Annotated in this window: 17 protein-coding genes; 14 read left to right on the top strand and 3 right to left on the bottom strand. The window is 75.5% G+C overall.

Annotation, left to right across the window (positions count from 1 at the left end; translation table 11 throughout):
- The first annotated feature begins 342 nt into the window (after positions 1-342).
- The 4 genes from ACWDD9_RS19035 (at position 343) to moeZ (ending at position 5,573) form a co-directional block, all read left to right on the top strand.
- Positions 343-1,953, top strand: coding sequence for a DUF3492 domain-containing protein (locus ACWDD9_RS19035; protein ID WP_449812120.1), 1,611 nt, complete (start codon positions 343-345; stop codon positions 1,951-1,953).
- The gene (locus tag ACWDD9_RS19030) at positions 1,953-3,032 is read left to right on the top strand and encodes a hypothetical protein (protein ID WP_449812119.1); all 1,080 of its coding nucleotides are present in this window, start codon (positions 1,953-1,955) and stop codon (positions 3,030-3,032) included. The genes ACWDD9_RS19035 and ACWDD9_RS19030 overlap by 1 nt, the downstream gene beginning before the upstream one ends.
- Before the next feature lie 142 nt (positions 3,033-3,174).
- Positions 3,175-4,164 (top strand): NAD-dependent epimerase/dehydratase family protein, encoded by a 990-nt coding sequence (locus tag ACWDD9_RS19025; RefSeq protein WP_074001385.1) that lies wholly within the window; start codon positions 3,175-3,177, stop codon positions 4,162-4,164.
- A gap of 230 nt (positions 4,165-4,394) precedes the next feature.
- On the top strand, positions 4,395-5,573 hold the full coding sequence (moeZ, locus tag ACWDD9_RS19020) for an adenylyltransferase/sulfurtransferase MoeZ (RefSeq protein ID WP_074001386.1): 1,179 nt from the start codon (positions 4,395-4,397) through the stop codon (positions 5,571-5,573).
- Positions 5,574-5,651: 78 nt separating this feature from the next.
- On the opposite strand, the gene ACWDD9_RS19015 is transcribed toward moeZ, so the two are convergent.
- Complete coding sequence (locus tag ACWDD9_RS19015) at positions 5,652-8,390, bottom strand: lysylphosphatidylglycerol synthase transmembrane domain-containing protein (RefSeq protein ID WP_234348593.1); 2,739 nt, start codon at positions 8,388-8,390, stop codon at positions 5,652-5,654.
- Positions 8,391-8,525: 135 nt separating this feature from the next.
- On the opposite strand from ACWDD9_RS19015, the gene ACWDD9_RS19010 reads away from it, so the two are divergent.
- The 4 genes from ACWDD9_RS19010 to ACWDD9_RS18995 all read left to right on the top strand — a co-directional run bounded on the left by ACWDD9_RS19010 (position 8,526) and on the right by ACWDD9_RS18995 (position 17,057).
- On the top strand, positions 8,526-8,879 hold the full coding sequence (locus ACWDD9_RS19010; RefSeq protein ID WP_049657293.1) for an MGMT family protein: 354 nt from the start codon (positions 8,526-8,528) through the stop codon (positions 8,877-8,879).
- Positions 8,880-8,971: 92 nt separating this feature from the next.
- Positions 8,972-12,388, top strand: a complete 3,417-nt coding sequence (locus ACWDD9_RS19005; protein WP_449812118.1) for an ATP-dependent helicase — start codon at positions 8,972-8,974, stop codon at positions 12,386-12,388.
- 32 nt (positions 12,389-12,420) lie between these two features.
- On the top strand, positions 12,421-15,654 hold the full coding sequence (locus tag ACWDD9_RS19000; RefSeq protein ID WP_449812117.1) for a UvrD-helicase domain-containing protein: 3,234 nt from the start codon (positions 12,421-12,423) through the stop codon (positions 15,652-15,654).
- A 191-nt stretch (positions 15,655-15,845) separates the two neighbouring features.
- Complete coding sequence (locus tag ACWDD9_RS18995) at positions 15,846-17,057, top strand: PP2C family protein-serine/threonine phosphatase (RefSeq protein WP_143204490.1); 1,212 nt, start codon at positions 15,846-15,848, stop codon at positions 17,055-17,057.
- A gap of 13 nt (positions 17,058-17,070) precedes the next feature.
- On the opposite strand, the gene ACWDD9_RS18990 is transcribed toward ACWDD9_RS18995, so the two are convergent.
- Positions 17,071-18,042, bottom strand: a complete 972-nt coding sequence (locus tag ACWDD9_RS18990; protein ID WP_375874125.1) for an endonuclease/exonuclease/phosphatase family protein — start codon at positions 18,040-18,042, stop codon at positions 17,071-17,073.
- Between the two features lie 79 nt (positions 18,043-18,121).
- On the opposite strand from ACWDD9_RS18990, the gene ACWDD9_RS18985 reads away from it, so the two are divergent.
- The 6 genes from ACWDD9_RS18985 (at position 18,122) to ACWDD9_RS18960 (ending at position 26,152) form a co-directional block, all read left to right on the top strand.
- The gene (locus ACWDD9_RS18985; protein ID WP_049656855.1) at positions 18,122-18,748 is read left to right on the top strand and encodes a PadR family transcriptional regulator; all 627 of its coding nucleotides are present in this window, start codon (positions 18,122-18,124) and stop codon (positions 18,746-18,748) included.
- Positions 18,749-18,950: 202 nt separating this feature from the next.
- Positions 18,951-19,688 (top strand): ABC transporter ATP-binding protein, encoded by a 738-nt coding sequence (locus tag ACWDD9_RS18980; protein ID WP_380742220.1) that lies wholly within the window; start codon positions 18,951-18,953, stop codon positions 19,686-19,688.
- The gene (locus ACWDD9_RS18975) at positions 19,685-22,552 is read left to right on the top strand and encodes an FtsX-like permease family protein (RefSeq protein ID WP_449812116.1); all 2,868 of its coding nucleotides are present in this window, start codon (positions 19,685-19,687) and stop codon (positions 22,550-22,552) included. The genes ACWDD9_RS18980 and ACWDD9_RS18975 overlap by 4 nt, the downstream gene beginning before the upstream one ends.
- A 134-nt stretch (positions 22,553-22,686) precedes the next feature.
- Positions 22,687-24,090: a dipeptidase gene (locus ACWDD9_RS18970; protein WP_449812115.1), complete on the top strand. Its 1,404-nt coding sequence runs from the start codon at positions 22,687-22,689 to the stop codon at positions 24,088-24,090.
- Between the two features lie 70 nt (positions 24,091-24,160).
- Positions 24,161-25,102 carry an NAD(+) diphosphatase gene (nudC, locus tag ACWDD9_RS18965; RefSeq protein WP_049656848.1) on the top strand — a complete coding sequence of 314 codons (942 nt, stop codon included), beginning with the start codon at positions 24,161-24,163 and terminating at the stop codon, positions 25,100-25,102.
- Positions 25,103-25,312: 210 nt separating this feature from the next.
- The gene (locus tag ACWDD9_RS18960) at positions 25,313-26,152 is read left to right on the top strand and encodes a GntR family transcriptional regulator (protein WP_074001394.1); all 840 of its coding nucleotides are present in this window, start codon (positions 25,313-25,315) and stop codon (positions 26,150-26,152) included.
- A 101-nt stretch (positions 26,153-26,253) separates the two neighbouring features.
- Here the strand turns inward: ACWDD9_RS18960 and ACWDD9_RS18955 are convergent, their stop codons facing one another.
- Positions 26,254-26,511 carry a mycoredoxin gene (locus ACWDD9_RS18955; protein WP_049660517.1) on the bottom strand — a complete coding sequence of 86 codons (258 nt, stop codon included), beginning with the start codon at positions 26,509-26,511 and terminating at the stop codon, positions 26,254-26,256.
- Between the last annotated feature and the right edge of the window lie 30 nt (positions 26,512-26,541).

Here is a 26,541-nt window from a genome sequence, read left to right as displayed (position 1 = left end):
GACCGATGGATCGGCCCGGGCCGGTCCTACCTTTCTGCTGTCGGACCGAACAGGTGTGGGGGAGTCGCGGCCGCCGGAGGAACCGGAGGGCGGTCGCGGCCGAGGTCCCGGCGGGTCGGGCCCGACCGCCGGAGCGGGCGCCCGGGGGAACGGAACGCGGCGCGTCCGCGACCGGGCCGCCCGGAGGCACCGCGGCGCCGGCCCCGGCCGACCGGACTCCCCGGCCCCGACCGTCCCCGCCGCCGTACGGGGGCACCCCGGGCCACTGCCCGGGCCGCCCGGGCACCCGTCGGTCCGTCCGTGGTCCCGCCCAGCGAATCCGCTCTGCCCCGGAGGTCTCCCGTGCGCGTTGCCCTGCTCACCGAGGGTGCCCGTCCGCATCCCCGCCGTGGTACCGGAGGCTGGTGCGACCGGCTCGCCGAGGGCCTGCCGGAGCACGGGTTCGAGCGGTACCTGCTCACCGGCCCGGAACAGCCGGGCACGGCGGAGCGGCTGTCGCCCGCCTGGCGCGGCGCGTACGAGCTGGCGCTGTGGGGGCGCCGGCCGGGCGGCCGGGCACCGCGCGCGCCGCGCAGACGCCGGTACGCCGGGGCGTACGAACAGCTGGTGCGGGCCCTGGTGCTGCCCGGGGAGAGAGCGGGCTTCGGGCCCGGGTTGTACCGGCTCGCCGCGCTCGCCCGGGAGGACGGCACGCTGCCCGCCTTCCTGGCCTCCGCGCACGCCCGCCGGCTGCTGGAGCGGACCTGGCGGCTGCCCGGCGCGGACACCTCGGCCGGGCAGCCGCTGGTCTGCGACGTGCTGGTCGCGGCGGACCTGCTGGAACAGTGCCTGCGCCCGCTGTCCGCGCCCTGGTACGGCACCGGCCCCGGCGGCCTCGGCGCGGTCGACCTGTGCCACGTGGTCGGCGGCGGCCCGGCCGCGCTGCCCGCCCTGGTGGCCCGGCACCTGCACGGGGTGCCGTTCGTGGTCACCGAGCACGGACTGCACCTGCGCGAGCAGTACCTCGGCTACCGCGAGGCGCCGTACCGGTGGCCGGTCCGCGCCCTGCTGCTGTCCTTCTTCCGGGCGCTCACCGAGGAGACGTACCGGCGGGCCGCGATACTCACCCCGGGCAGCGCCCACGACCAGCAGTGGCAGCGCCGCTGCGGGGCCGATCCGGCGCGCACCCGGGTGGTGTACGAGGGCACCCCGGCGGTGGACCGCCCGGCCGCCGGGCCGGAACCCGCGGCGCCGACCCTGGTGTGGGCGGGCGCGCTGGAGCCGGGCCGGGACCCGGAGCTGGCGCTGCACGCCTTCGCCCGGGTCCGCGCCGACCTGCCCGGCGCCCGGCTGGTGGTGTACGGCGAGGAGGCGGCGCCCGGCTACCGGGCGCACTGCGCGGCGGTGGCCGAGCGGCTGGGAGTGGCCCCGGCGGTGGAGTTCGCCGGACGGCCCCGCTCGCTGGCCGGGGCCTGGGAGTCGGGCACGGTGGCGGTCTTCTCGGGACTCTCCCAGCGCAGCCCCCGGCTGCTCGCCGACGCGCTGCTGAGCGGCCGGGCGGTGGTCTCCACCGATGTCGGGGTGGCCCGCGAGGTGGTCGGGCCGACCGGGCTGCTGGTGCCCGCCCGCGATCCGCGCGCCCTGGCCGGCGCCTGCCTGGCGCTGCTGCGCGACGAGGAGCGGCGGGGCCGGCTCGGTCTGGCCGGGCGGCTGCGGGCGCAGGAACGCTTCGCCGTGGAGCCGGTGATCGGCGCCTTCCGGGAGATCTACCTGGAGCTGGTCTCGCAGTACCCGGCCTTCCCCGGCGGCGGGGGCGGCGGCGAGGGCGTCCCGGCGCCGCGCCCCTTCGCCCGCCCCGCCGAGTACTGGCTGGCCGACGGCCCGCGCGGCGGCACTCCGCCGGACGGCGGCGCCCGGGACGCGGACACGGCGGCCGAGGGCGTGCGGCCGGCCGAACTCGCGGAGGCCCGCTGATGTCCGGCGGCCCCCTGCCCGGCGGCAGCGCGGACCCGGTGCGCGAGGTGATGGCGGAGCACCGGGAGCTGTGCGAGCGCGCCGTCGACCCGCTGGAGATCGCCGCCGGGCTGGAGGAGGCCGGGCTCGGCCAGGACGCCGCCGCCCGCTGCCGGCACGCCGACCTGTTCTCGCTGGCCGAGGAGTTGTACGCCCGGGTGCCGCGCCGCCCGCCGCCGCCCGGGCCCGCGCAGCCGCGGTCGGGCGGGGCCGCGGCCCGGGCCGCGCTGACCGCCGCCGCGCTGGCCGCGCTGCCCTGCGCGGGGGCGGCCGCGCTCGGCCCGCGCTGGCCGGTGCTGCTGCCCGCCGCCGTCCCGCTGGTGCTGCTGCCCGCGCTGACCGCACCGGCCCCGGCCGAGCCCGGCCCGCCCTGTGCCGGGCCCGGGGTGCTGGGGCCCGGGCCGGCGCCCCGGCCGTACCCCGGCTCCCGGCTGCGGCCGGCGGCGCTGGGCCACGGGCTGGGCCTGGCCGCGCTGCTGCTGCTCCCGCCGGCCGTGCCGGGCGGGGACCGCCCGCTGGCCGTCGCGCTGGTGCTGGCGGCGGCGGTGTCGGCCGGGTCGGCCGAGCGGACGGCCCGCTGGTACCGGCAGCTCGGCCGCGGCCACCTGGGCGCGGCGGGCACCCTGGCGGAGTTCCGGGCCCGGATGCGGCCGGTGCTCCCGGTCGCGCTGGCCCTGCACCTGGCGGTGCTCGGGGTGCTGAGCTTCGCCGCGCTGGCGGTGCTGGCCGTCGTCGCCCCGCGTCCCGGGCCGGGCCACGGCGGAGGGCTGCTGCACCTGGCGGCCGAGCGGGCCGGCCCCGCCCAGTGGGCGGCGCAGGGCGTGCTGGGCCTGCTGGTGGTGCTGCCGGTGCTGCTGGCGCGGTGCGGCCGGCCGGCGGCGGCCGCGGCGGGGGCGTCGGCCGGGGCCGCCGCGGTGCTCGGCCCGCTCGCCCTGGGGCGCTCCGCCCCGGAGGCCTGGCTGCTCGGCGGCGGCACCGTCGCGGCGGCGCTGCTGGCGTACGCCGGGGCGGTGCTCGGCCGGGCCGGCTCGCACCGGTGAGCGCCGTCCGCCCGTTCGCCACCCCCCGTTCGACGTTTGTCGGGGCCCGGTTCACGGTTCCCGCTCCCGTCCCGTTCGTTGAACTTCGTTGAATCCGTTCCGCCAGGTCGTCCCGAGCTGGCTTCGTGGAAGGACGCCCCCGATGAGGGTGCTGCTGCTGGGCGCCGACGGCTTCATCGGCCGCCGGGTCACCGATCGTCTGCTGATGGACCAGGAGTTGCAGGTGACGGTGCTCGGCCGACGCGACTCGGCCGACATCCGCTTCGACCTGACCACCGGGAGCCCGGGCGCGCTGGCCCGGTTCCTGGACGCGGTCGCGCCGCAGGTGGTGATCAACTGCGCGGGCGCCACCTACGGCAGCTCGCGCACCCTGATCCGGTCGAACACGCTGGCCGTCGCGACGGTCTGCGAGGCCATCCGGCGCTGCCGGGAGCCGGCCAGGCTAGTGCACGTCGGCTCGGCCGCCGAGTACGGGCCGGTGCCCGGCGGGGTGCCGGTCTCCGAGCAGGCCGAGCCGCGGCCGGTCGGCCCGTACGGGGTGTCCAAGCTGGCCGGGACGGAGCTGGTGCTGGCCTCCGGGCTGGACGCGGCGGTGCTGCGGGTCTTCGACGTGGTGGGCCCGGGGGCGCCGACCGCCTCGCTGTTCGGGCGGCTGGCCGAGGGTCTGCGGCGGGCGCTGGAGCGGGACGAGCACCAGGTGCGGATGCCGGACCTGTCCGGGTTCCGGGACTTCGTGGACGTCCGGGACGTCGCGCGGGCCATCCAGGCGGCCGCGGTGTCGGCCGCCACCGGGGTGGTCAACATCGGCAGCGGGCACGCCGTCCGGGCCCGGGACGCGGCCCAGCTGCTGGTGCGGGCCTCGGGCTTCGAGGGGCAGATCGTCGAGGAGAACCGGCCGGTCCTGCTGCCCGCGCAGGCCGTCGGGGCGGGCGGCGACCACCTGCCGGGCCACCACCTGCCCGGGCACCGGCCGGAGGGGCACCGGCCGGAGGGCCGGCCGGTGCCGGGCGAGCCGGTGCCGTGGCGGCAGGCGGACGTGCGCACCGCCCGGGACCGTCTCGGATGGCGGACGCAGGTGCCGCTGGAGGAGTCGCTGGGCGACGTCTGGCTGGAGACGGCCTGCCGGGTGTGAGCGCCTCCCGCGCGGCGCCCCGGGCCCGTCAACCACGGGTTCGGGGCGCCTTCCGGGGGTCCGGCCGCGGGTTCCACGATCCGGTGCCGCCCGTCTCGCCCATCGGACGGGCTGTCTCGGAATACCGGGGGCGCGTGACACTGTTGGCCTAGACAGCCACCCGAGTGGCGGAGCAGCAACCCGCAGCGAGGCTGGCCCTGGCCACCCGAACAAGACCCATCGGAGTCCCCGTGTCGTTGCCACCCCTGGTCGAGCCGGCCGCCGAGCTCACCGTTGACGAGGTCCGCCGGTACTCCCGCCACCTGATCATCCCGGACGTGGGCATGGCGGGGCAGAAGCGGCTGAAGAACGCCAAGGTGCTGTGCGTCGGCGCCGGCGGACTCGGCTCGCCGGCCCTGCTGTACCTGGCCGCCGCCGGTGTCGGCACGCTGGGCATCGTCGAGTTCGACGTGGTCGACGAGTCGAACCTGCAGCGCCAGGTGATCCACGGGCAGTCGGACGTCGGCCGCTCCAAGGCGGAGTCGGCCCGCGACTCGGTCAAGGAGATCAACCCGTACGTGAACGTGGTGCTGCACGAGGAGCGCCTCGACAACTCCAACGTCATGGAGATCTTCGCCGGCTACGACCTGATCGTCGACGGCACCGACAACTTCGCCACCCGCTACCTGGTGAACGACGCCGCGGTGCTGCTGGGCAAGCCGTACGTGTGGGGCTCGATCTACCGCTTCGACGGCCAGGCCAGCGTGTTCTGGGCCGAGCACGGCCCCTGCTACCGCTGCCTGTACCCGGAGGCCCCGCCGCCGGGCATGGTCCCCTCCTGCGCCGAGGGCGGCGTGCTGGGCGTGCTGTGCGCGTCCATCGGCTCGATCCAGGTCAACGAGGCGATCAAGCTGCTGGCCGGCATCGGCGAGCCGCTGCTCGGCCGGCTGATGATCTACGACGCCCTGGAGATGAACTACCGCCAGGTGAAGGTCCGCAAGGACCCGAACTGCGCCGTCTGCGGTGAGAACCCGACGGTCACCGAGCTGATCGACTACGAGGCCTTCTGCGGCGTCGTGTCGGAGGAGGCGCAGGCCGCCGCCGCCGGTTCGACCATCACCTCGCAGCAGCTCAAGCAGTGGCAGGACGACAAGGAGGACATCTACCTCATCGACGTCCGCGAGCCCGGCGAGTACGAGATCGTCAACATCCCCGGCGCGGTGCTGATCCCGAAGAACGAGTTCCTGATGGGCGACGCGCTGGAGAAGCTGCCGCAGGACCGGAAGATCGTGCTGCACTGCAAGTCGGGCGTGCGCTCGGCCGAGGTGCTGGCCGTGGTCAAGGCCGCGGGCTTCGGCAACGCCGTCCACCTGGGCGGCGGCGTGCTCGGCTGGGTGAACCAGATCGAGCCGCACAAGCCGGTCTACTAGGACGCGCACGGGGAAGGGCCCGCCGCGCCTTGGATTCCCAAGGTGACCGGCGGGCCCTTCCACGTGTCCGGGGGCGGCTCAGAGCGCGTTCCTGCGCTGGAGCACGTTGTAGGAGATCCAGCCCGGCAGCACCGGTAGCCAGAAGGTGAGCGCCCGGTAGAGGAAGACCGCCGGGGTGGCGACCGCGGGGGAGACGTCCGCGACGGTCAGGGCGCCGATCAGGGCGACCTCGACCGGGCCGATGCCGCCGGGGGTGGGGATCGCCGAGCCGGCCGCGTTGGCGGTCAGGAAGACCACCGCGACGGCCGAGAAGCTGACGTCGCCGCCGAAGGCCTGCACCGAGAAGTCCAGGCAGGCGGTGAAGGAGAGGGTCAGCAGCAGGATGCCGCCGAAGCCGGTGACCAGCTTGCTGGGCGTCTGCATCAGGTCGAGCATCCGCGGCACCACGCCGAAGAACAGCGAGCGCAGCCGGCCCAGCACGAACCGGCGCAGCGGCGCGACGGCGGCCACCACCAGGGCGAGCACGGCGGCGGTCAGCACGCCGATGATCACCGCGCGGGAGGCGGAGAGGTCCCCGTTGGTCTGGCTGCCGGTGATCAGGCCGAAGCTGAACAGCAGCAGCAGGTGCCCGGCCAGGCCGGCCAGCTGGGAGGCGCCGACCGAGGCCACCGCCTGGCCGGAGCGGATGCCGGCCTTCTGCAGGTAGCGGGTGTTGAGCGCGATGCCGCCGATCGCGGCGGGGGCGACCAGCTTGACGAAGGAGCCGGCCAGCTGGGCGGCGACGGTGCGCCGGAACGGCAGCTTCTCGGGCACGAAGCCGGTCAGGCTCATCGCGGCGGCGACGTAGCTGAAGGCGGCGGCGAGCAGGGCGGCCGCGGCCCAGGCCCAGTTCATCTGGGAGAGCTTCAGCTGGGCCGGCTTGATGGTGGTCAGGGCCAGGTAGGCGGCGAAGGTGAGCGCGATCACCATGATCAGGCTCTTCGGCTTCAGCCGTTCCAGCTTGGCCGGGGCCATCGGGGCCTCGGGGGCGATCTGGAGGATCTGGCCGCGGATGCGGCTCAGCAGGTCCTCGCCGGCCGCCGCGATGTCCTCCTCGGCCTGCTCCTGGGTGCGCTCGCCGGCCGCGACCTGCTCCAGCGCCCTGGCCCGGGCGGCGGCCTTGCGCTCCTTGGTGAGCTTGGCGAGGTCGACCCGGGTGGAGCGGCTCATCCCGACCGGCTGGAGCAGCGGCAGCGCCTGCGCCACCCGCTCGGCGCCGAGCACCGCGTTGGCGGTGGCGACGGCGCGCTCCGGGCCGATCCGCAGGGCGAAGGTGGTGAGCAGCTGGGCGACGTCGATCCGCAGGGTCAGGTCGGTGGCGGCGATGTCGCCGCCGGAGAGGTTGACCAGGCAGCCGGTCCGCCCGTCCACCACCAGCAGGGACTCGCCGGTGAGCCGGCGGTGGGCGATCCGGCGCTCGTGCAGGGCGGTCACCGACTGCCAGATCGAGGCCATCACCGGGTCGGTGACCTCCTCGTCGGCCAGCTCGTCCAGGGTGCGGCCCTCGACGTTCTCGTACACCAGGATCGCGGCGTCCGGGCCGAGCTCGGAGGTGGCGACCAGCTGCGGCGCGCGGGCGCCCGAGGCGGCCGCCGCGTACGCGATCAGGGCCTCCTGCTCCAGCGCCTGGCGCAGCGACTGGGGGCTGCGGCGCACCGCCACCGAGCGCAGCCGCAGCCGGCGCCAGGCCCGGTAGAAGAAGCCGGAGGCCTGCTGCTCGCGGTCGATGATGTGCACGTCCAGCGGGGGGCCGCCCTGCTGGGTGACCTGGTAGCGGCGGGTGCCGCCGGGGGCGTCGGGGGCGCGCATGGCACCGGCCGGGGTGAAGCCGACCTTGCGCAGGCCGATCATCAGGTGCTGGCCGGTGGGCCGGATGTTGGGCGAGCCGATCGCGTACAGCGTGCCGTACGCGACGGACCAGCCGGTCAGCACGGTGAGCAGCAGCGACAGCGGGGTGGTGTAGCCGCCGAGCAGCTCGGTGACTCCGCTGAAGACCACCACCACCCACAGGGCGACCCGCCAGCGCGGTCTGCTCGACATGCCGACGGCGGTCATGTAGGCGATCACCGGGGCGAGGTAGCCGTGCACCGGGTCGGTGAGGGTGCCGGTGCTGTCCAGCGGCAGCTGGGTCAGCGCGTCCCGGATGTGGTCGGAGGCGCCTTCGGCCACCCACCAGTCGATGCCGAGCGAGACGCCGTACGCCAGCACCGAGGCGAGCACGCCGTCGGCGACCCGCAGGCCGTCGCGTTTGATCAGCCGCTCGACCGCGAAGGCCAGCGGCACGGCGAGCACCGCGACGCTGGAGAGCAGGCCGGTGATGGTGGAGAACACCGCGGAGAAGTGCGGTGCGTTGGAGGCGATGTCCTGCTCGATGCCGGTGGTGGTCGAGGTGGCGATGCCGGCCAGCACGAAGACGGCGACGATCCCGAGGACGCCGGCCAGGAAGCGGATCAGGTCGGACGGGCGGTGCGCGCGGGCGGCGAGCAGCGGCTCGTCGACGTCCAGGTGCGGGGCCTCGTCCGGCGGCTCGGGCTCCCCGGGCGGGGCGGCGGGGGCCGCGGGCGCCGGGGCGCCGGTGGTCTCGGCCGGGGGCGGGCCGGGCTGCTCGGGGGTCTTCGCGGGTGCGGGGGTCTTGATCGTCCGGTCCTTGATCAGGGAGACTTCCGGCGTCGGCCCGGGTTCGGGCCGACCCTCGCCCCCGCTCCCGGGCGCCGACGGCACGGCGGCAGCGGACTCGTCGGAGTCCTTGTCCACGCCCACGTCAGCCGTCCCGGTCATCTGGTCTTGTCCTCGTATCACCACTCACCGCCCCGGAAGATGGTGGCATGCCCCGGCGCCCCGTGCGGGACAGGGGGCGGATCGGGCGCGGCGGATCGTACGGACGGGGCCGCGGGCGCGCCCCCGTAGGGAAGAATGCCGCAGGTGACGGACGCAACACACGACGGCCCTCCGGATGCCCTGCCGCCGTTCGCCGAACTGGTGCTCGACCTGACCGAGCGGATTCCACCCGGCCGGGTGATGACCTACGGCGACGTCGCCGAGTACCTCGGCCAGGGCGGCCCCCGACAGGTCGGCCGGGTGATGGCCCTGTACGGCGGCCCGGTGCCCTGGTGGCGGGTCGTCCGCGCGGACGGCCGGCTGCTGCCCGGGCACGAGCACCGCGCCCTCGACCACTACGGCGAGGAGGGCACCCCGCTGCGCGAACTCGCCGACCCGCCCCGGGTCGACCTCAAGCGGGCCCGCTGGGACGGTCGGCCGATTCCCTAGGGGGGCTTGACCGACGGCCGCCGCACGGACCGGACTGACAGCGCGGGACCGTAGGCTCGATACGGGCGGGCCCGACGCGGGCCCGCCCCGCCATGCCCCCTGTTCGACCCCAGGACCCGTTCGTGACCTCCCCGTACCGGCTCGTGCGCAGCCCGCTCGTCCAGCCCGACCCACCCGTGCTGGACGCCTACCAGCGCGCCGTGGTCGAGCACCCCGGCGGGCCGCTGCTGGTGCTGGCCGGGCCGGGCACCGGCAAGACCACCACCCTGGTCGAGGCGGTCGCCCGGCGGATCGAGGACGGCACCGACCCCGAGCGGATCCTCGTCCTCACCTTCAGCCGCAAGGCCGCGACGGAACTGCGCGACCGGATGTCCGGACGGCTCGGCGGCACCGCCGCCGCCCCCCAGGCCACCACCTTCCACTCCTACTGCTACGCCCTGCTGCGCGCCCACCAGGACCCGGAGGACTACGCCGAGCCGCTGCGGCTGCTCTCCGGCCCCGAACAGGACGTCATGGTCCGCGAACTGCTGGCCGGCGGCGCCGAGGACGCCAAGCTCGGCCTCGGCCGGATCGCCTGGCCGCTGGACCTGCGGGCCTGCCTGACCACCCGCGGCTTCGCCGACGAGGTCCGCGCCGTCCTCGCCCGCAGCCGCGAACTCGGCCTCGGCGAGGCCGAACTCGAGCGCTTCGCCCAGGGCGTCCAGCGCCCCGACTGGGCCGCCGCCGCGCACTTCCTCGCCGACTACCTCGACGTGCTCGACCTGCGCGGCGTCCTCGACTACGCCGAACTCGTCCACCGCGCCGTGCTGCTCGCCGAGCGCCCCGACGTCGCCGAGCAGCTGCGGCGGCGCTACGACGTCGTCTTCGTCGACGAGTACCAGGACACCGACCCCTCCCAGGTCCGGCTGCTGCGCCGGCTCGCCGGCGGCGGACGCGACCTCGTCGCGGTCGGCGACCCGGACCAGTCGATCTACGCCTTCCGCGGCGCCGACATCAACGGCATCCTCGACTTCCCGCAGACCTTCCGGCAGGCCGACGGCAGCCCCGCCGAGGTCAAGGTGCTGCGGGTCTCCCGCCGCTCCGGCGCCCTGCTGCTCGCCGCCTCCCGGGAGGTCGCCCGCCGGATGCCGATGGGCCGGCTGCCCGCCGACAAGCTCGCCCAGCACCGCGCCCTGCTGCCCTCCCGCGAAGGCGGCAGGGTCGAGGTCTACACCTACCCGACCCCCGGCGCCGAACTCGACTCGATCGCCGACCTGCTGCGCCGCGCCCACCTGGAGGACGGCGTGCCCTGGGGCGAGATGGCCGTGCTCGTCCGGGCCGGCGCCCGCTCCATCCCCGGCGTACGGCGGGCCCTCGGCGCGGCCGGCGTCCCGCTGGAGATCGACGGCGACGACCTGCCGCTGCGCGAGGAGCCGGCCGTCGCCCAGCTGCTGCTCGCCCTGCGGGTCTGCGCCGAACAGGCCGCCCGCGACAAGCAGGCCGACCCGGACGCCCCCGACCCGCTCACCACCGACCTGGCGCACGCCCTGCTCACCGGCCCGCTCGGCGGCCTCGACGGCTCCGACCTGCGCCGCCTCGGCCGCGCCCTGCGCGAGGAGGAACGCGCCGCGCTGCGCGCCGAGGCCAGGGCCCGCCTCCGGACCCCCGAGGGCGGGGCGGACGACGGGAGCGCGACGACCGACCCCGGCCCCGGCCCCGCCGCCGCCCCCCGCCCGGCCGGCGAACTGATCCGCGAGGCCCTCGCCGAACCCGAGCGCCTCGTCGCCCTCGACCCCGCGCACGCCCGCCGCGCCCGCGACCTCGGCACCCTGCTGCGCAAGGTCCGCGAACTGCTGGCCGGCGGCTGCACCGCCGAGGAGGCGCTCTGGGAGCTGTGGGACGGCAGCCGCCGCTGGCGCGAGCGACTGGAACGGGCCGCCCTGCGCGGCGGCGCGGCCGGCCGCAACGCCGACCGCGACCTGGACGCGCTCTGCGCCCTGTTCGAGACCGCCGCCCGCGCCGAGGAACAGGTCACCGGCCACCGCAGCGCCCTCGACCTGCTCGCCGAACTCGAAGCCCAGGACATCGCCGCCGACACCCTCACCGTCCGGACCGTGCGCCCCGAGGCGGTGCGGCTGATGACCGCCCACCGCTCCAAGGGCCTGGAGTGGCGCCTGGTCGTGGTGGCCGGCGTCCAGGACGGCCTCTGGCCCGACCTGCGCCGCCGCGGCTCCCTGCTGGAGGCCGACCGGATCGGCCGCGACGGCCTCGCCGAACCGCTCTCCCCGGGCGCGCTGCTCGGCGAGGAGCGCCGGCTCTTCTACGTCGCCGCGACCCGCGCCAAGGAACGGCTGATCGTCACCGCCGTCAAGGCCCCCGCCGACGACGGCGACGAACCGTCCCGCTTCCTGCGCGAGCTCTACCGCGAGGACGTCGACCCCAGGACCGGCAGGGTCGTCCGCCGCACCCCGCCGGTCACCGTCGAGGACGTCACCCACCGGCCGCGCCGCCCGCTGTCCGTTGCCGCGCTGGTCGCCGAACTGCGCGCCGTCACCGTCGACCCCGCCCGCTCGCCCGAACTGCGCCGCGCCGCCGCCGAACGCCTCGCCACCCTCGCCGCCGCCACCGACGAGGAGGGGCAGCCGCTGGTGCCCGCCGCCCGCCCCGAGCGCTGGTGGGGCCTGGACGACCCGACCGCCGCCGCCGAGCCGCTGCGCAGCGCCGACGCGCCCGTCCGGCTGTCCGGCAGCGGGCTGGAACAGCTGGAGAGCTGCTCCCTGCAGTGGTTCCTGGACAAGGAGGTCAAGGCGCGCGGCGCCGGCTCGGCCGCCCAGGGCTTCGGCAACGTGGTGCACGCCCTCGCCGACGAGGTCGGCTCCGGCCGCACCCCCGCCGACCTCGCCGTGCTCATGGAGCGGCTGGACACCGTCTGGGACGCGCTGGCCTTCGACGCGCCCTGGAAGTCCCAGCAGGAGAAGACCGAGGCCCGCGCAGCCCTGGAGCGCTTCCTCAACTGGCACGTCCTGGAGCGCGGCCGGGACCTCGTCGCCACCGAGCACGGCTTCGACGTCACCCTCGACGTCGGCGGCGTCTCGGTGCGCATCCGCGGCTCGATGGACCGGGTGGAGAAGGACGCCGCCGGGCGCGCCTACGTGGTCGACTTCAAGACCGGCAAGCAGATACCCACCGACAGGTCGCTGCCCGAGCACAAGCAGCTCGCCGTCTACCAGCTCGCCGTCCGGGCCGGCGCCCTCAACGAGCTGCCCGGCTTCCCCGGGCACCCGCCGGACACCGGCGGCGCCGAACTCGTCCACCTGCGCGAGCCCGCCGCCAAGGCCGCCCAGGACACCCCCAAGGTGCAGCACCAGGAGCCGCCGCAGGGCGAGCCCTGGATCGAGAACCTGCTCGCCGAGGCGGCCGGGAAGGTCCTCGCCGAGCGCTTCGTCCCGCAGACCGGCGGCGGCTGCGACCGCTGCACCTTCCGCCGCAGCTGCTCCGCCCAGCGCGACGGGGCGCAGCTCGTGGAGTGAATCCTGTCCGACGCTCCGGTTACGGTTGCGGGGTGACCGCCGTGCTCAGCCATCCCGACCAGCTCAAGGAGCTGCTCGGCATCCCGTTCAACCGGGAGCAGATGGCGGCCGTCGGAGCCCCCCTGGAGCCGGCCGTGATCGTCGCCGGCGCGGGCTCCGGCAAGACCACGGTGATGGCCGCCCGGGTGGTCTGGCTGGTCGGCTCCGGCGCGGTCCGGCCCGAGGAGGTGCTCGGCCTCACCTTCACCAACAAGGCCGCCGGCGAGCTCTCCGAGCGGGTGCGCGCCTCCCTCCTGCGGGCCGGGGTCGTCGACCGGGACGGCGCCGAGCCGCTCGGAGACCCGGAGATCTCCACCTACCACGCCTTCGCCGGGCGCCTGCTCAAGGAGCACGGCCTGCGGATCGGCATCGAACCGGACGTCCGGCTGCTCGCCGACGCCACCCGCTTCCAGCTCGCCGCCAAGGTGCTGCGCACCGCCCGCGGCCCGTTCCCCGCCCTCACCGGCACCTTCGCCAACCTGGTCGCCGACCTGACCGCACTGGACGGCGAGCTCGCCGAGCACCTGGTCGAGCCGCAGGCCCTGCGCGAGTTCGACGAGCGGCTGCTGGACACCCTCGCCACCGTCAAGCTCACCAACGACGACCTGCGGGCCGTCCCGGCCACCGCCCGGGCCCGGCTGGAGCTGCTGCGCCTCGTCGAGGACTACCGGCGCCGCAAGCGCTCCGCCGGGCTGATGGACTTCGGCGACCAGATCGCCGCCGCCGCCCGCCTCGCCCAGCAGCGCCCGGAGGTCGGCGAGCTGCTGCGCGGCCAGTTCAAGGTGGTGCTGCTGGACGAGTACCAGGACACCTCGGTCGCCCAGCGGCTGATGCTCGCCGGCCTGTTCGGCGCCCCCTCCGACGGCGCCGGCACCGGCAGCGGCCACCCGGTGACCGCCGTCGGCGACCCCTGCCAGGCGATCTACGGCTGGCGCGGCGCCTCGGTGGCCAACCTCGACGAGTTCCCCCGGCACTTCCCGAAGGCCGACGGCCGCCCCGCCGACCGCTACGCGCTCAGCGAGAACCGCCGCAGCGGCGGCCGCCTGCTCGCCTTCGCCAACGAACTCGCCGCCCCGCTGCGGGAGATGCACGAGGGCGTGGAGGCGCTGCGCCCGGCCCCCGGCGCCGAGCGGGACGGCTACGTGCGCGCGGCGCTGCTGCCCACCCACGCCGAGGAGGTCGACTGGCTGGCCGACTCGATCGCCCACCTGGTGCGCACCGGCACCGCGCCCGGCCGGATCGCCGTGCTGTGCCGCGGCGGCGCGGCCTTCCCGGACATCCACGCCGCGCTGGTCGCCCGGGAGGTGCCGGTCGAGGTGGTCGGCCTCGGCGGGCTGCTGCAGCTGCCCGAGGTGGCCGACCTGGTGGCGGTCTGCGAGGTGCTGCAGGACCCGACCGCCAACGCCGCACTGGTGCGCCTGCTGATCGGCCCGCGCTGGCGGATCGGCCCGCGCGACCTCGCCCTGCTCGGCCGCCGGGCCGCCGACCTGGTGCGCACCGACCACCCCGAGGGCGTCGAGGCGCTGGCCGCGGCCGTCGCCGAGGCCGACCCGACCGAGGTGGTCTCGCTGGCCGACGCGGTGGAGACCTTCCTCGACGCCTCGGCCGGTGACGAGGGGAAGCCCGACGACCTGCCGTTCTCCGCCGAGGCGCGGGTGCGCTTCGCCCGGCTCGCCGCCGAGCTGCGCGACCTGCGCCGCTCGCTCGCCGACCCGCTGATGGACGTGCTGCACCGGGTGCTGTCCGTCACCGGCCTGGAGGTCGAACTCGCCGCCTCCCCGCAGGCCCTGGCCGCCCGGCGGCGGGAGACCCTGCACGCCTTCCTGGACGTCGCCGCCTCCTTCGCCGACCTCGACGGCGACCCGGGCCTCGCCGCCTTCCTCGGCTTCCTGCGCGCCGCCCAGGAGTACGAGCGCGGCCTGGACAGCAGCCTGCCCGGCGGCGAGGACACCGTGAAGGTGCTCACCGCGCACAAGTCCAAGGGCCTGGAGTGGGACGTGGTCGCCGTCCCCGGCCTGGTACGGGGCGCGTTCCCGTCGTCCAGCCCGCGCGAACGCTGGACGAGCACCAAGCGCGTGCTCCCACACGCCCTGCGCGGCGACGCCGAAACGCTGCCCGACGTGCGCGGCGGGTGGAACGGGAAGTCGATGACGGCCTTCAAGAAGGAGCTGGCCGACCACTCCGCCGTCGAGGAACTGCGCCTGGGCTACGTGGCGTTCACCCGCCCCCGGTCGCTGCTGCTGGCCTCCGGGCACTGGTGGGGGCCGAGCCAGAAGACCGTCCGCGGCCCGTCCGACTTCCTGGAGCGGCTGCGCGAGCACTGCGAGCGGCCCGGCGCCGGCGAGGTCGAGCACTGGGCCGAGCAGCCGGAGAAGGGCGCCGAGAACCCGGCGCTGGCCTCCCCGGTCGAGCGCCCCTGGCCGCTGCCGCTGGACCCGGCCGCCCAGCACGCCCGCCGCCGGGTCGCCGAGGTGGTGCGCGCGCGGGTGGCGGGCGCGACGGCCCCCGAGGCCGAGGAGCTGACCTCCGAGGACCAGCGCCAGGTCGCCTCCTGGGACCGCGATCTGACCGCGCTGCTGGGCGAGTTGGAGCGCTCCCGGCGCACCGCGCGGGACGTTCCGCTGCCCGCCTCGCTGTCCGCCACCCAGCTGCTGCGCCTCGCCGCCGACCCGGACGGCTTCGCGCACGAGCTGGCCCGTCCGATGCCGCGCCCCCCGCAGCCGGCGGCCCGGCGCGGCACCCGCTTCCACGCCTGGGTGCAGTCCCGGATCGAGCCGCTGCTGCTGGTCGAGCCCGGCGCGCTGCCCGGCGCCGACGACGACGGCATCGAGGACGAGCAGGACCTGGAGCGGCTCAAGGAGGCGTTCCTGCGCACCCCGTACGCGCAGCGCAAGCCCCACCGGGTGGAGGCGCCGTTCCAGCTGGTGCTGGCGGGACGGGTGGTGCGGGGACGGATCGACGCGGTCTACCGGGAAGATGACGCGTTGTCGGAATCCGGTGGTGCGTCACGCTACGAAGTGGTGGACTGGAAGACCCACCGGGAGGAGACCGCCGACCCGTTGCAGCTCGCGGTCTACCGGCTGGCCTGGGCCGAGCACGCGGGCGTCGATCCCGAGCAGGTCACGGCTTCCTTCCTGTACGTCCGCAGCGGACGAATCGTCCGTCCCGCAGGACTTCCCGACCGAAAAGAGTTGGAACGGCTCCTGATCGGGAACAGTGACTATTGAGTCACACAGAGCATCCAAGTCATCACGCCAGTGCCCGAAACCTGTGCGTCATGCACGTTTCGCGCCTATTGTGGGGTCGGTAACCGGTCAACCCCCGTGCTCCGGCCGCCAGCGAGGCCCGTATTCCCTGACCCTCAGTCATCACCGCAGGTGCCCTCGGGCATCGGCGTCTTCTGCTGGAGAGACCGAAGTTGAGCGCGACCGGATGGATCAGAGAGCGGTTCACCGGGCCGACACCGGGGCCCGCTCCGCGCGCGACCGGCACCTGGCCGAGGACGGCGCTGGCGCTGCCGTTCATCGGCATGGTGCTGATCGTCGCCCTCGACTACCTCAGCGGCACCGAGGTGACGGTCGAACCGGCCCTCACCGCCGTACCCGCGCTGGCCGCCGTGGTCAGCCGCCGAACCTGGTACCCGCTCGCCATCGGTCTGGGCACCGAGGCGGCGGCCTTCCTGATGGCCTTCCGCAGCGACACGCTCGGCGAATCCGTGCACGCCGCCAGCGTCTTCGCGATCCTGCTCGTCGCCGCGATCGGCTGGGTCAGCGCCACCCTGAGACTGCGCCAGGAACAGGCGTTGGCCGACGCCCAGCTGGTCGCCTCGATCGCCCGCCGGGTGCTGCTGCGGCCCGTCCCCGAACGGGTCGGCACCGTCCGGGCGGCCGTCCACTACGAGGCCGCCGCCGCGCACGCCCGGATCGGCGGCGACCTCTACGAGGTGGTCAACACCCGGCACGGGGTGCGGGCCGTGGTCGGGGACGTCCGCGGCAAGGGCCTCGGCGCGGTGGAGACGGCCGCCGCCGTGCTCGGCGCCTTCCGCGAGGCGGCCCACCAGGAGGCCGCCCTGGACCGGGTGGCCGGCTGGCTGGCCGTCAGCCTCGACCGCGCCCTGCACGAGAACGACCACCCGGGCGTGGAGGAGGAGTTCGTCACCCTGGTGCTGATCGGCGTCCGCCCCGACGGCGCCGCGGAGATCGTCAACTGCGGCCACCCGGCCCCGCTGCTGCTGCGCGGCGGCGAGGTCAGCCCGCTCGAACTCGCCGAGACCGTACCGCCGCTGGGCGTCCTCGACCCGGCCGACGTCCGCCCGCCGGTGCACCGGCTGCTGCTCCAGGGCGAGGACCGGGTGCTGCTGTTCACCGACGGGGTGATCGAGGCCCGCGACCGGGCCGGCGTCTTCTACCCGCTCGCCGAACGCCTCCCGCGCTGCGCCGCCGGCCGCCCGGCCGACGTGCTGCAGCGCCTGCACGAGGACGTGGTGCGCCACGTCGGGCGCCAGCTCGGCGACGACGCGGCCATGCTGCTGCTCCAGTTCGACCCGCCGCCCGCGCTCGGGCCCGGAGCACCCCGGGGCGCGGCCACCGTCCACCTCCCGCAGCAGGCCGGGGTCCTGGCGCGCCACTGAGGATCCAGAGGCCTTACAGGGACACCTCGACCAGCAGCGGGCGGTGGTCCGACACCACCGCGCGCGGCGCCGCCGCCGGGCCGACCGCCGTGCGCGGCACACCGATCGCCAGCACGTGGTCGAACTGCACCGCGGGCCGGTGCGAGGGGTAGGTCGGCGTGCGCGCCAGGTCGTACCAGCCCTGCAGGCGCGGCCGCGGCTCGCGCACCCGGCGCCGGCGCGGCTCGGCCAGCGCGGGCCGGGCCCGCCGGGCCGCCCGCAGCTCGCGCACCCGCGCCCGCGGCGCGGTGCGCTCCAGCGCCGTCGCCCCGCCGAGCACCGTCCGCGGCACGGCGCCGACCAGGTTGAAGTCGCCCAGCACCAGGTACGGCCGGGGCAGGTCGGCGATCCAGCGCCGGATGCCGGCCAGCTGCGCCATGTTCCAGCCGGGGACGAAGGACAGGTGTGCCGCCACCACGGTGAACGGCCCGTGCTCGCCCTCCAGGACGGCCGCCAGCGCCGCCCGCGGCTCGTCCGGCACCGGGGTCAGCCCGCGCCGCCCGGCCACCCGCAGCGGCAGCCCGAACGGGGCCGGGGCGAACCGGCGGGCCCGCCAGTGCCGCACCGGAAGCCTCGTCAGCAGCGCCGTCCCGTACGAGGGCGCGGCGCCGTCGCCGACCTCGTCCGGCCCGTACACCCGCAGGCCGACCGGACCGGACGGCTCCGGCACCCAGCCCGCGACCGGCGCCGGGCGGCCGTGCAGCGCGGCGGCGAAGCGCCAGTCCTTGGCGCCCATCGCCGCGGCGGCCACCGCCGCCTGGTCGGTGAGGCCGGAGCGCGCCTGGTGGCGGTCCACCTCCTGGAGCGCCAGCACGTCGGCGTCCAGCGCGGCCACCGCCTCGGCCAACGGCCCGCCGGGGTCGGACGGGTAGGGCCGCGGCGCGCCGTCCGGGGCGAGCGGCTGTCCGTGCAACAGGTTGAAGGTGGCGATGCGCAACTGGCTCACACCGCACGACGGTACCCGGTCCCCGGGGGAGGGGGGCCCGGCTTGAGGTGGTAGGGCATACCGGGTATACATACTCGGTATGTCCATCCGTCACGGTCTGCTCGCCCTGCTCGACCAGGGCCCGCGCTACGGCTACCAGCTGCGCACCGAGTTCGAGGCGCGCACCGGCGCCACCTGGCCGCTCAACGTCGGGCAGGTCTACACCACGCTGTCGCGACTGGAGCGCGACGGGCTGGTCGAGCCCGCGGGGGAGGACGGCGAGGGCCACCAGTTCTACGCCGCCACCGACGCCGGCCGGGAGGAGCTGCGGTCCTGGTTCGACACCCCGGTGCCCCGGACCAACCCCCCGCGCGACGAACTGGCGATCAAGCTCGCCATGGCGGTCACCGTCCCCGGAGTGGACGTCTCCGCCGTCGTCCAGGGCCAGCGCCGGCACAGCATCAAGGCGCTCCAGGACTACACCCGGCTCAAGGGCCGGGCCCTCGCCGGGGAGAAGCGCCCCGGCGTGGTGCCCTCCGCCAGCAACGACCTCGCCTGGCTGCTCGTCCTCGACCAGCTGATCTTCCAGACCGAAGCGGAGATCCGCTGGCTCGACCACTGCGAGACCCGGCTCGCCCAGCAGGCCGAGCTCCTGCAGGCCCGCACCGCCGAGGCCGCCCGCGACGACGGCGCGCCCGCGAAACGCGGCCGCCGCCTGCGGGCCTGAGCCCACCGCTCGAGTCCACCGCTCGAGTCCACCGCCCGAGCGCATCGCTCGAGCCCACCGCTCGAGTCCACCGCTCGAGTCCACCGCCTGATTCCGCGCGTGTGAGTCCGCGCGCCACCCGAACCACCAGGCTCGGCCCGACTCCGAGCCCACACCCAGCACAAGGGGGGAATTCGTGTCCCACACCCAAGAGGCCCGGCAGATGCCGGTGCTCCACCTGGAGAACGTCACCCGGGTCCACGGCCACGGCGCCGCCGAGGTCCAGGCCCTGCGCGGCGTCGACCTCAAGGTCCACCCCGGCGAGTTCGTCGCCGTCATGGGCCCCTCCGGGTCCGGCAAGTCGACCCTGCTCACCCTGGCCGGCGGCCTGGACACCCCGAGCGGCGGCCAGGTCCTGGTCGAGGGCGTCGCCCTCGGCGGCCTCAACCGCAAGAAGCTCGCCCAGGTCCGCCGCCGTTCCGTCGGCTACGTCTTCCAGGACTACAACCTGATCCCGGCGCTGACCGCCGCCGAGAACATCTCGCTGCCGCGCGAACTCGACGGGCTGTCCACCCGCGCCGCCCGCCGCGAGGCCCTCGTCGCCCTGGAGGAGCTCGGCATCCCCGAGCTCGCCGACCGCTTCCCCGACGACATGTCCGGCGGCCAGCAGCAGCGCGTCGCCATCGCCCGCGCCCTGATCGGCGACCGCCGCCTCGTCCTCGCCGACGAGCCCACCGGCGCCCTCGACTCCACCACCGGCGAAGCCGTGCTCGCCGTCCTGCGCGCCCGCTGCGACGCCGGCGCCGCCGCCATGATGGTCACCCACGAGGCCCGGCACGCCGCCTGGGCCGACCGGGTCGTCTTCCTGCGCGACGGCCGGATGGTCGACGAGTCCGTCAGCCAGGACGCCGCCAGCCTGCTCGTCACCGCCGCCGGCAACGCCCTGAAGGTGGACGAGTGAAGCTCAGCGCCTGGCGGGTCGCCCTGCGCATAGCCCGCCGCGACGCCCTGCGCGCCAAGGGCCGCAGCGCCCTCGTCATCGCCATGGTCGCCCTGCCCGTCCTGGGCGTCACCGGCGCCGACGTCGTCTTCCGCAGCGCCGAGCTCACGCCCACCGAACACGTGGCGAGGCTCGTCGGCCAGTCCGCCGGCGAACTGAGCCTGGTCCAAGCCGGCTCCACCGTCAAGCAGGCGCCGGACCCCGACAAGGGCTTCACCGTCAAGGACCCCAAGGACGACGCCAAGGAGGGCGAAGCCCCCGCGTACACCCCCGTCCAGCGGCGCTCCCTGGACACCGCCCCCGCCGAGCTGGCCCGCCAGCTGCTCCCGGCCGGCGCCGTCCTGGTGCCGGAGCTCTCGGGCCCGTACACCGCCGCGAGCAGCGCCCAGGGCCTGCTCAGCACCCGGGTCGGCGAGGCCGACCTGACCGACCCGGTCTGGCGGGGCCGGGTGAACCTGGTCCAGGGCCGCGCCCCGGCCGCCGACACCGAGGCCGCCGTCACCACGGACTTCCTCAAGCGCTCCGGCCTCAAGGTCGGCGACAAGACCGCCGTCCGCGGCCTGGAGTCCGCCCCCTTCACCATCAGCGGCGCCTACGAGTACCCCGGTGAGCTGCGGGCCACCGAACTGACCGCCCGCCCCGGCACCCTGCTGGAGCGGCTCGCCAAGGCCACCAAGGCGGACAACCCCCGCGAGGCCGGCACCGAGACCTCCCGCTGGCTGGTCAAGCTCCCGGCCGGGGCCGCGCTCGACTGGAACAAGGTCAAGGAGGTCAACGAGTACGGCTTCATCCTGGCCTCCCGCGCCGTCCTGCTCGACCCGCCGGCCCGCGCCGAGGTCCCCTACTACGTCGAGCAGAAGTCGAGCGGCGGCGAGGAGACCTCCTACCTCAACCGGACCGACGTCGTCATCCTCGCCACCGTCGTCGGCATGGCCCTGCTGGAGATCGTCCTCCTCGCGGGCCCCGCCTTCGCCGTCGGCGCACGGCGCTCGCGGCGGCAGCTCGGGCTGCTGGCCGCGGCCGGCGGTGAACGCGCCAACGTCCGCTCGGTCGTGCTCGGCGGCGGCATCGTCCTCGGCGTCACCGGCGCCCTGGTCGGCCTCGGCCTGGGCGTCGGCCTGGTCGCCCTGCTGCGCACCAGTGCCGAGGACTACTCCGGCAAGCGCTTCGGCCACTTCAACCTGCAGCCGCTCGACCTGCTCGGCATCCTCCTGGTCGGCCTCGTCACCGGCCTGCTGGCCGCCGTCGTGCCCGCCGTCCAGGCCTCCCGCCAGGACGTCGTCGCCGCGCTGACCGGCCGCGACACGCTCAAGCCGCCGAGCCGCAAGCTCGCCGTCCTCGGTCTGCTGATGCTCGGCGGCGGCGCCGCCCTCGCCCTGTTCGGCGCGACCAGCGGCATCGGCAACCGCAGCGTCGCCGTCCTCGGCGGCTCGGTCGTCGCGGAGCTCGGCATGGTCGTCCTGACGCCCTACCTGGTCGGGCTCTTCGGCCGGCTCGGCCGCTGGCTCTCGCTCGGCCCCCGGCTCGCCCTGCGCGACTCGGTGCGCCACCGCGGCCGCACCGCGCCCGCCGTGGCCGCCGTGATGGCCGCCGTCGCCGGCTCCGTCGCGGTCAGCGTCTACATGGCCAGCTACGAGGAGCAGAACCGGCGCGACTACGTCGCCTCCGGGCCCTCCAAGGCCGTCATGCTCGGCAGCGGCTGGATGACCGACGCCGACAGCAAGCTGCTGCCGCAGGCGCGCGAGGCCGTCGAACGCAGCATCCCCGACCTCGGCCAGCGCGCCGACGTCCAGCGCGTCGAGCCCAAGGGCAACTGCCCCGACGGCAGCTTCTGCGGCTACATCAGGGTCGAGGTGCCCAAGGCGGACCGCTGCCCCGCCCTCGACCCGACCAACGAGCTCGACCCCGCGGAGCACTACCGGATCATGGGGACGGACCCGCGCTGCAAGTCGGACAACCGCCGCAGCACCCCGTACACCGCGCTGGTCGCCGGCGACGCCACCCTGCTGCGCAACCTCTACGGCGTCACCGACCAGGGGGCCGGCCAGGCCCTCGCGGCCGGCAAGGCCGTGGTGTTCGACCCCCGGTACCTCAAGGACGGCAAGCTCGCCCTCCAGTACACCCTTCCGGTCCACCCCGATTCGAGCGGCAACTCCCGGGAGAAGCCGGTCACCACCGAGATCGCCGTGGACGCCGTCCTCGTCGACTCCTCGGAGCCCGCCCCGGGCCAGGCCGTGGTCAGCCCGGCCACCGCGGCCCGGCTCGGCTTCGCCACCGCTCCGGCCGGCTCGGTCTGGCTGCCCGCCGCGATGCCCTCCGACGGCGCCCAGCAGAAGGCCGACGGCGCGATCGCCAAGCTCACCGACCACACGATGCTCAAGATCGAACGCGGCTACGAGTCCCGGGCCGGACTGATCCAGCTCGGCCTGAACGTCTTCGCCGCGATCGTCGCCCTCGGCGCGGCCGGCATCGCCACCGGACTGGCCGCCGCCGACTCCCAGCGCGACCTGACCACCCTCGCGGCGGTCGGCGCCGAACCCCGCATCCGGCGCTCGCTGTCCGGCTTCCAGTGCGGGGTGATCGCCGCCATGGGCGCCCTGCTCGGCGCGGTCTGCGGCGTGGTGCCGGGGGTGGCGCTGCGCAAGGTCGAGGCCGCGACGGGCGGCTACCCCGGGATGAGCGCCGCCGAGCTGGCCAACAAGGCGATCGTGGTCTTCCCGTGGCCCACCATCGCCGCCACCGTGGTGCTGCTGCCGCTGCTCGCGGCCGGCCTGGCGGCCGTGATGACCCGCTCGCGGATCACCCTGCTGCGCCGCTCGGGCTGAGCCCGGCGCACCCGTCCGTCACCCCCGTCGCGCACCCCTGCCGCGGCGGGGGTGACGCATGTTACAGAGCCGGGAGCGCCCGGCAGCCGGACGGCCGGGGCGGGCACCCGCACGGGCGAACTACAGTCGTCGGTATGACGAGAACCCCGGACAGCGTCGTCCGCTCCTACATCGACCAGCACCAGGCCGCGTTCCTCGCCGACCTCTCCGAGTGGCTGGCCATCCCCTCCGTCTCCGCCGACCCGGCCCGGGCCGGCGAGGTGCGGCGCTCGGCCGAGTGGCTGGCCGCCAAGCTGGGGGAGACCGGCTTCCCGGTCGCCGAGGTGTGGGAGACCGACGGACTGCCGGCGGTGTTCGCCGAGTGGCCCTCCGGGGACCCGTCCGCGCCGACCGTCCTGGTCTACGGGCACCACGACGTGCAGCCCGCGGCCCGGGAGGACGGCTGGGAGACCGAGCCGTTCACCCCGACCGTGGTCGACGGCCGGCTGTACGCGCGCGGCGCCGCCGACGACAAGGGCCAGGTGTTCTTCCACACCCTGGGGGTGCGCGCCCACCTGGCCGCCACCGGCCGCACCGCGCCGGCCGTCAACCTCAAGCTGCTGATCGAGGGCGAGGAGGAGTCCGGCTCGCCGAACTTCGCCGACCTGGTCCGGCGCGAGGCCGGGCGGCTGGCCGCCGACGTGGTCGTCATCTCGGACACCGGCATGTGGTCCGCGACCACGCCGACCGTCTGCACCGGCATGCGCGGCCTGGCCGACGCCCAGATCGACCTGTACGGGCCGGACACCGACATCCACTCCGGCTCCTTCGGCGGCGCCGTCCCCAACCCGGCCCAGGTCGCGGCCGAGCTGGCCGCCGCCCTGCACGACGCCGACCGCAGGGTCGCGATCCCGGGCTTCTACGACGGCGTCGTCGAGCTGACCGGGACCGAGCGCGAGCTGTTCGCCGAGCTGCCCTTCGACGAGGAGCAGTGGCTGCGGGTCGCCAAGTCGTACGGCACCCGCGGCGAGGCCGGCTACTCCACCCTGGAGCGGATCTGGGCCCGCCCGACCGCCGAGGTCAACGGCATCTGGGGCGGCTACACCGGCCCCGGCGGCAAGACCATCGTCCCCGCCTCGGCGCACCTCAAGCTGTCCTTCCGGCTGGTCGCCGGGCAGGAGGTGGAGCAGGTCCGCGAGGCGGTGCGGGACTGGGTGGCCGGGCGGGTGCCCGAGGGCGTCCGGTACGAGCTGGTCTTCCCCGGCGCGACCCGGCCCTGCCTGACCCCGCTGGACCACCCGGCGCTCCAGTCCACCGTCCGGGCGATGGGGCGGGCCTTCGAGCAGAAGATCCTCTTCACCCGCGAGGGCGGCTCCGGCCCGGCCGCCGACCTCCAGGACGCGCTGGGCGCGCCGGTGCTGTTCCTCGGCATCTCGGTGCCCTCGGACGGCTGGCACTCGGTCAACGAGAAGGTCGAGCTGGACCTGCTGGCCAAGGGCGTGGAGACGGCCGCGTACCTCTGGGGCGACCTGGCCGAGAACTTCCGGCCGGGGGCATGACGCCCACCGCGCGCACCATGGCAGCCAGATCACTCATCCGGATGATTCACCACGTGGGGATGGAACAGACGTGAGCACCGTGCCTGAGACCGAGCGCCCGCTGCCCCTGGCCCTGGCCCGGTCCGGGGTGGACCGGGCGGCCGAGCACCGCCTCGACGAGCCCTGGCTGGCGGCCGCCTGGAGCCACCCGAACACCCGGGTGCTGCCGATCGCCGGCGGCGAGGCGTTCGTGGTCGACACCGCGCAGGGCACCGAACTCGTGCTGATGCCCTCCTTCGAGGCCCCGCAGACCGGCGACCGGTACTTCCTCGGCACCGACCAGGACGGCGTCTCGTACTTCGCGCTGGCCGGCGAGAGCCTGCCCGGGCGGCTGGACGGCGACGCCCGGCCGGCCGGGCTGCGCGAGGTCGGCGGGCTGCTGTCCGACCGGGACGCCGGGCTGCTGGTGCACGCCGTGGCGCTGGAGCACTGGCACCGGCTGCACAGCTTCTGCTCGCGCTGCGGGCACCCGACCGAGAAGGCCGGCGCCGGGCACGTGCGGCGCTGCACCTCCTGCGCGGCCGAGCACTACCCGCGCACCGACCCGGCGGTGATCATGGTGATCACCGACGAGCAGGACCGCTGCCTGCTCGGCCGCCAGGCGCTGTGGCCGGAGGGCCGCTGGTCGACGCTGGCCGGCTTCGTCGAGCCGGGGGAGTCGATCGAGCAGGCGGTGGCCCGCGAGGTGCACGAGGAGGCGGGCGTCAAGGTCGGCGAGGTGCGCTACGTGGCCAGCCAGCCCTGGCCGTTCCCGTCCAGCCTGATGCTCGGCTTCCTGGGCCGGGCGCTGCCCGGCGGCACCGAGATCACCGTGGACGGCGAGGAGCTGGCCGAGGCGCGCTGGTTCTCCCGCGAGGAGCTGCGCGCCGGGATGGAGGCGGGCGAGATCCTGCCGCCGTCCGGCATCTCGATCGCCCGGCACCTGGTCGAGCTCTGGTACGGGGAGCCGCTGCCCTCGGCGGCGCGCTGGTAATCCAGGACGAAAGGGGGGCGCGTGGTCAATTCCATGCGCCCCCCTTTTCCTCTCCAACCCCTTCCCGAATTCACCACGACCAGCTGTTCGTATCCGGACGGGCCAGTTCTGCTACCGGGAGGGGTCGGCGCGGGGGCGCATTCAACCCGCTCGGACGATATTGCCGGAAACGGCTGATACCGGCTCACCGCGCTCGCTACATTCACGAGGGTGACAATCCCCCGGGGCACCGCCCAATCCCCCAAATACCAGCGCCTCGCCGCCGACCTGCGCCGCCGGATCGCCGAGGGCGAGTTCACCGCCGACGCCGCCCTGCCGGTCGAGAGCGAACTGGAGCGCCAGTACGGCGTCGCCCGCAACACCGTCCGGCTCGCCGTCGACGTCCTGGTCAACGAGGGCCGCCTGGTCCGCCTCCAGGGCAAGGGCACGTACCTGCGCGAACACCCCGTCCTGGACCACCGCGCCTACGGTCCCGGCCTGACCCCCGCGCCGCGCGACTGCCTCGCCGCGCCCTCCGACGTCTACCTCGGCGAGGCCGCCGAAGCCGGGCGGGAACTCGGCACCGACTTCGAGATGATGATCGTCCGGGCCCGGGTGGACATCGCCGAACGGCTCGGGCTGCGCCCCGGCGAGGCCATCGTGGTCCGCCGCCAGCTGCGGCTGCTCGACCGCGAGCCGTACTCCATCGAGGAGAGCCACTACCGGGCCGGCCTCGCCGCCGGCACCCCGCTGATGGAGCCCGACCCCGTCGAGGGCGGCGACGAGGCGGTGCTCGCCACCCTCGGACGCACCGAGATCGGCGCGGTGGACCACCTGGTCGCGCGGATGCCGGGCCCCGAGGAGGCCCAGTGGTTCCAGGGCGGCCCCGGCGTGCCGCTGATGGTGCAGACCCGCGTCACCTACGACCGGCGCGGGCCGGTGCGGGTCATCGAGACCCGCTACTCGGCCGACCGCAGCCGGCTCGTCTACGGCGTCGGCGACCTCGGCGCCCGCACCACCCTGCCCGCGCCCGCCGCGCCCGTCGACCCGGCCCGGGCCGACGCGCCGTGACGCGCGCCGGCCCCGGCGGCCCGGGCCCCGCGGGCCCGGGTCGGGGCCGGTCGGGCCCGGGCCCGGCGGGTTCGCGCCCGGCGGGTGTGGACCCGGTGAGGTCAGGACGCCAGGGCCTTCTTGACCTGCAGCAGGCTCGGGTTGGTCATCACAACCCGCTCGCCGCCGCCCACCGGCGTCACCAGCACCGTCGGGACGGTCTGGTTCCCGTTGTTCACCGACTCGACGAAGGACGCCGACGCCGGGTCCTCCTCGATGTTGATCTCGGTGTAGCCGATGCCTTCACGGTCCAGCTGGCTCTTGAGTCGGTTGCAGTACCCACACCAGGTCGTGCTGTACATCGTCACGGTGCCGGACATCGAGGGGGCTCCTTCGAAAGAGGGGGGCGT

This window comes from Kitasatospora sp. NPDC001119 (assembly GCF_053598475.1).
Note: the sequence above shows the minus strand (reverse complement) of the source record. Positions and strands in the feature narration are given on the sequence as shown.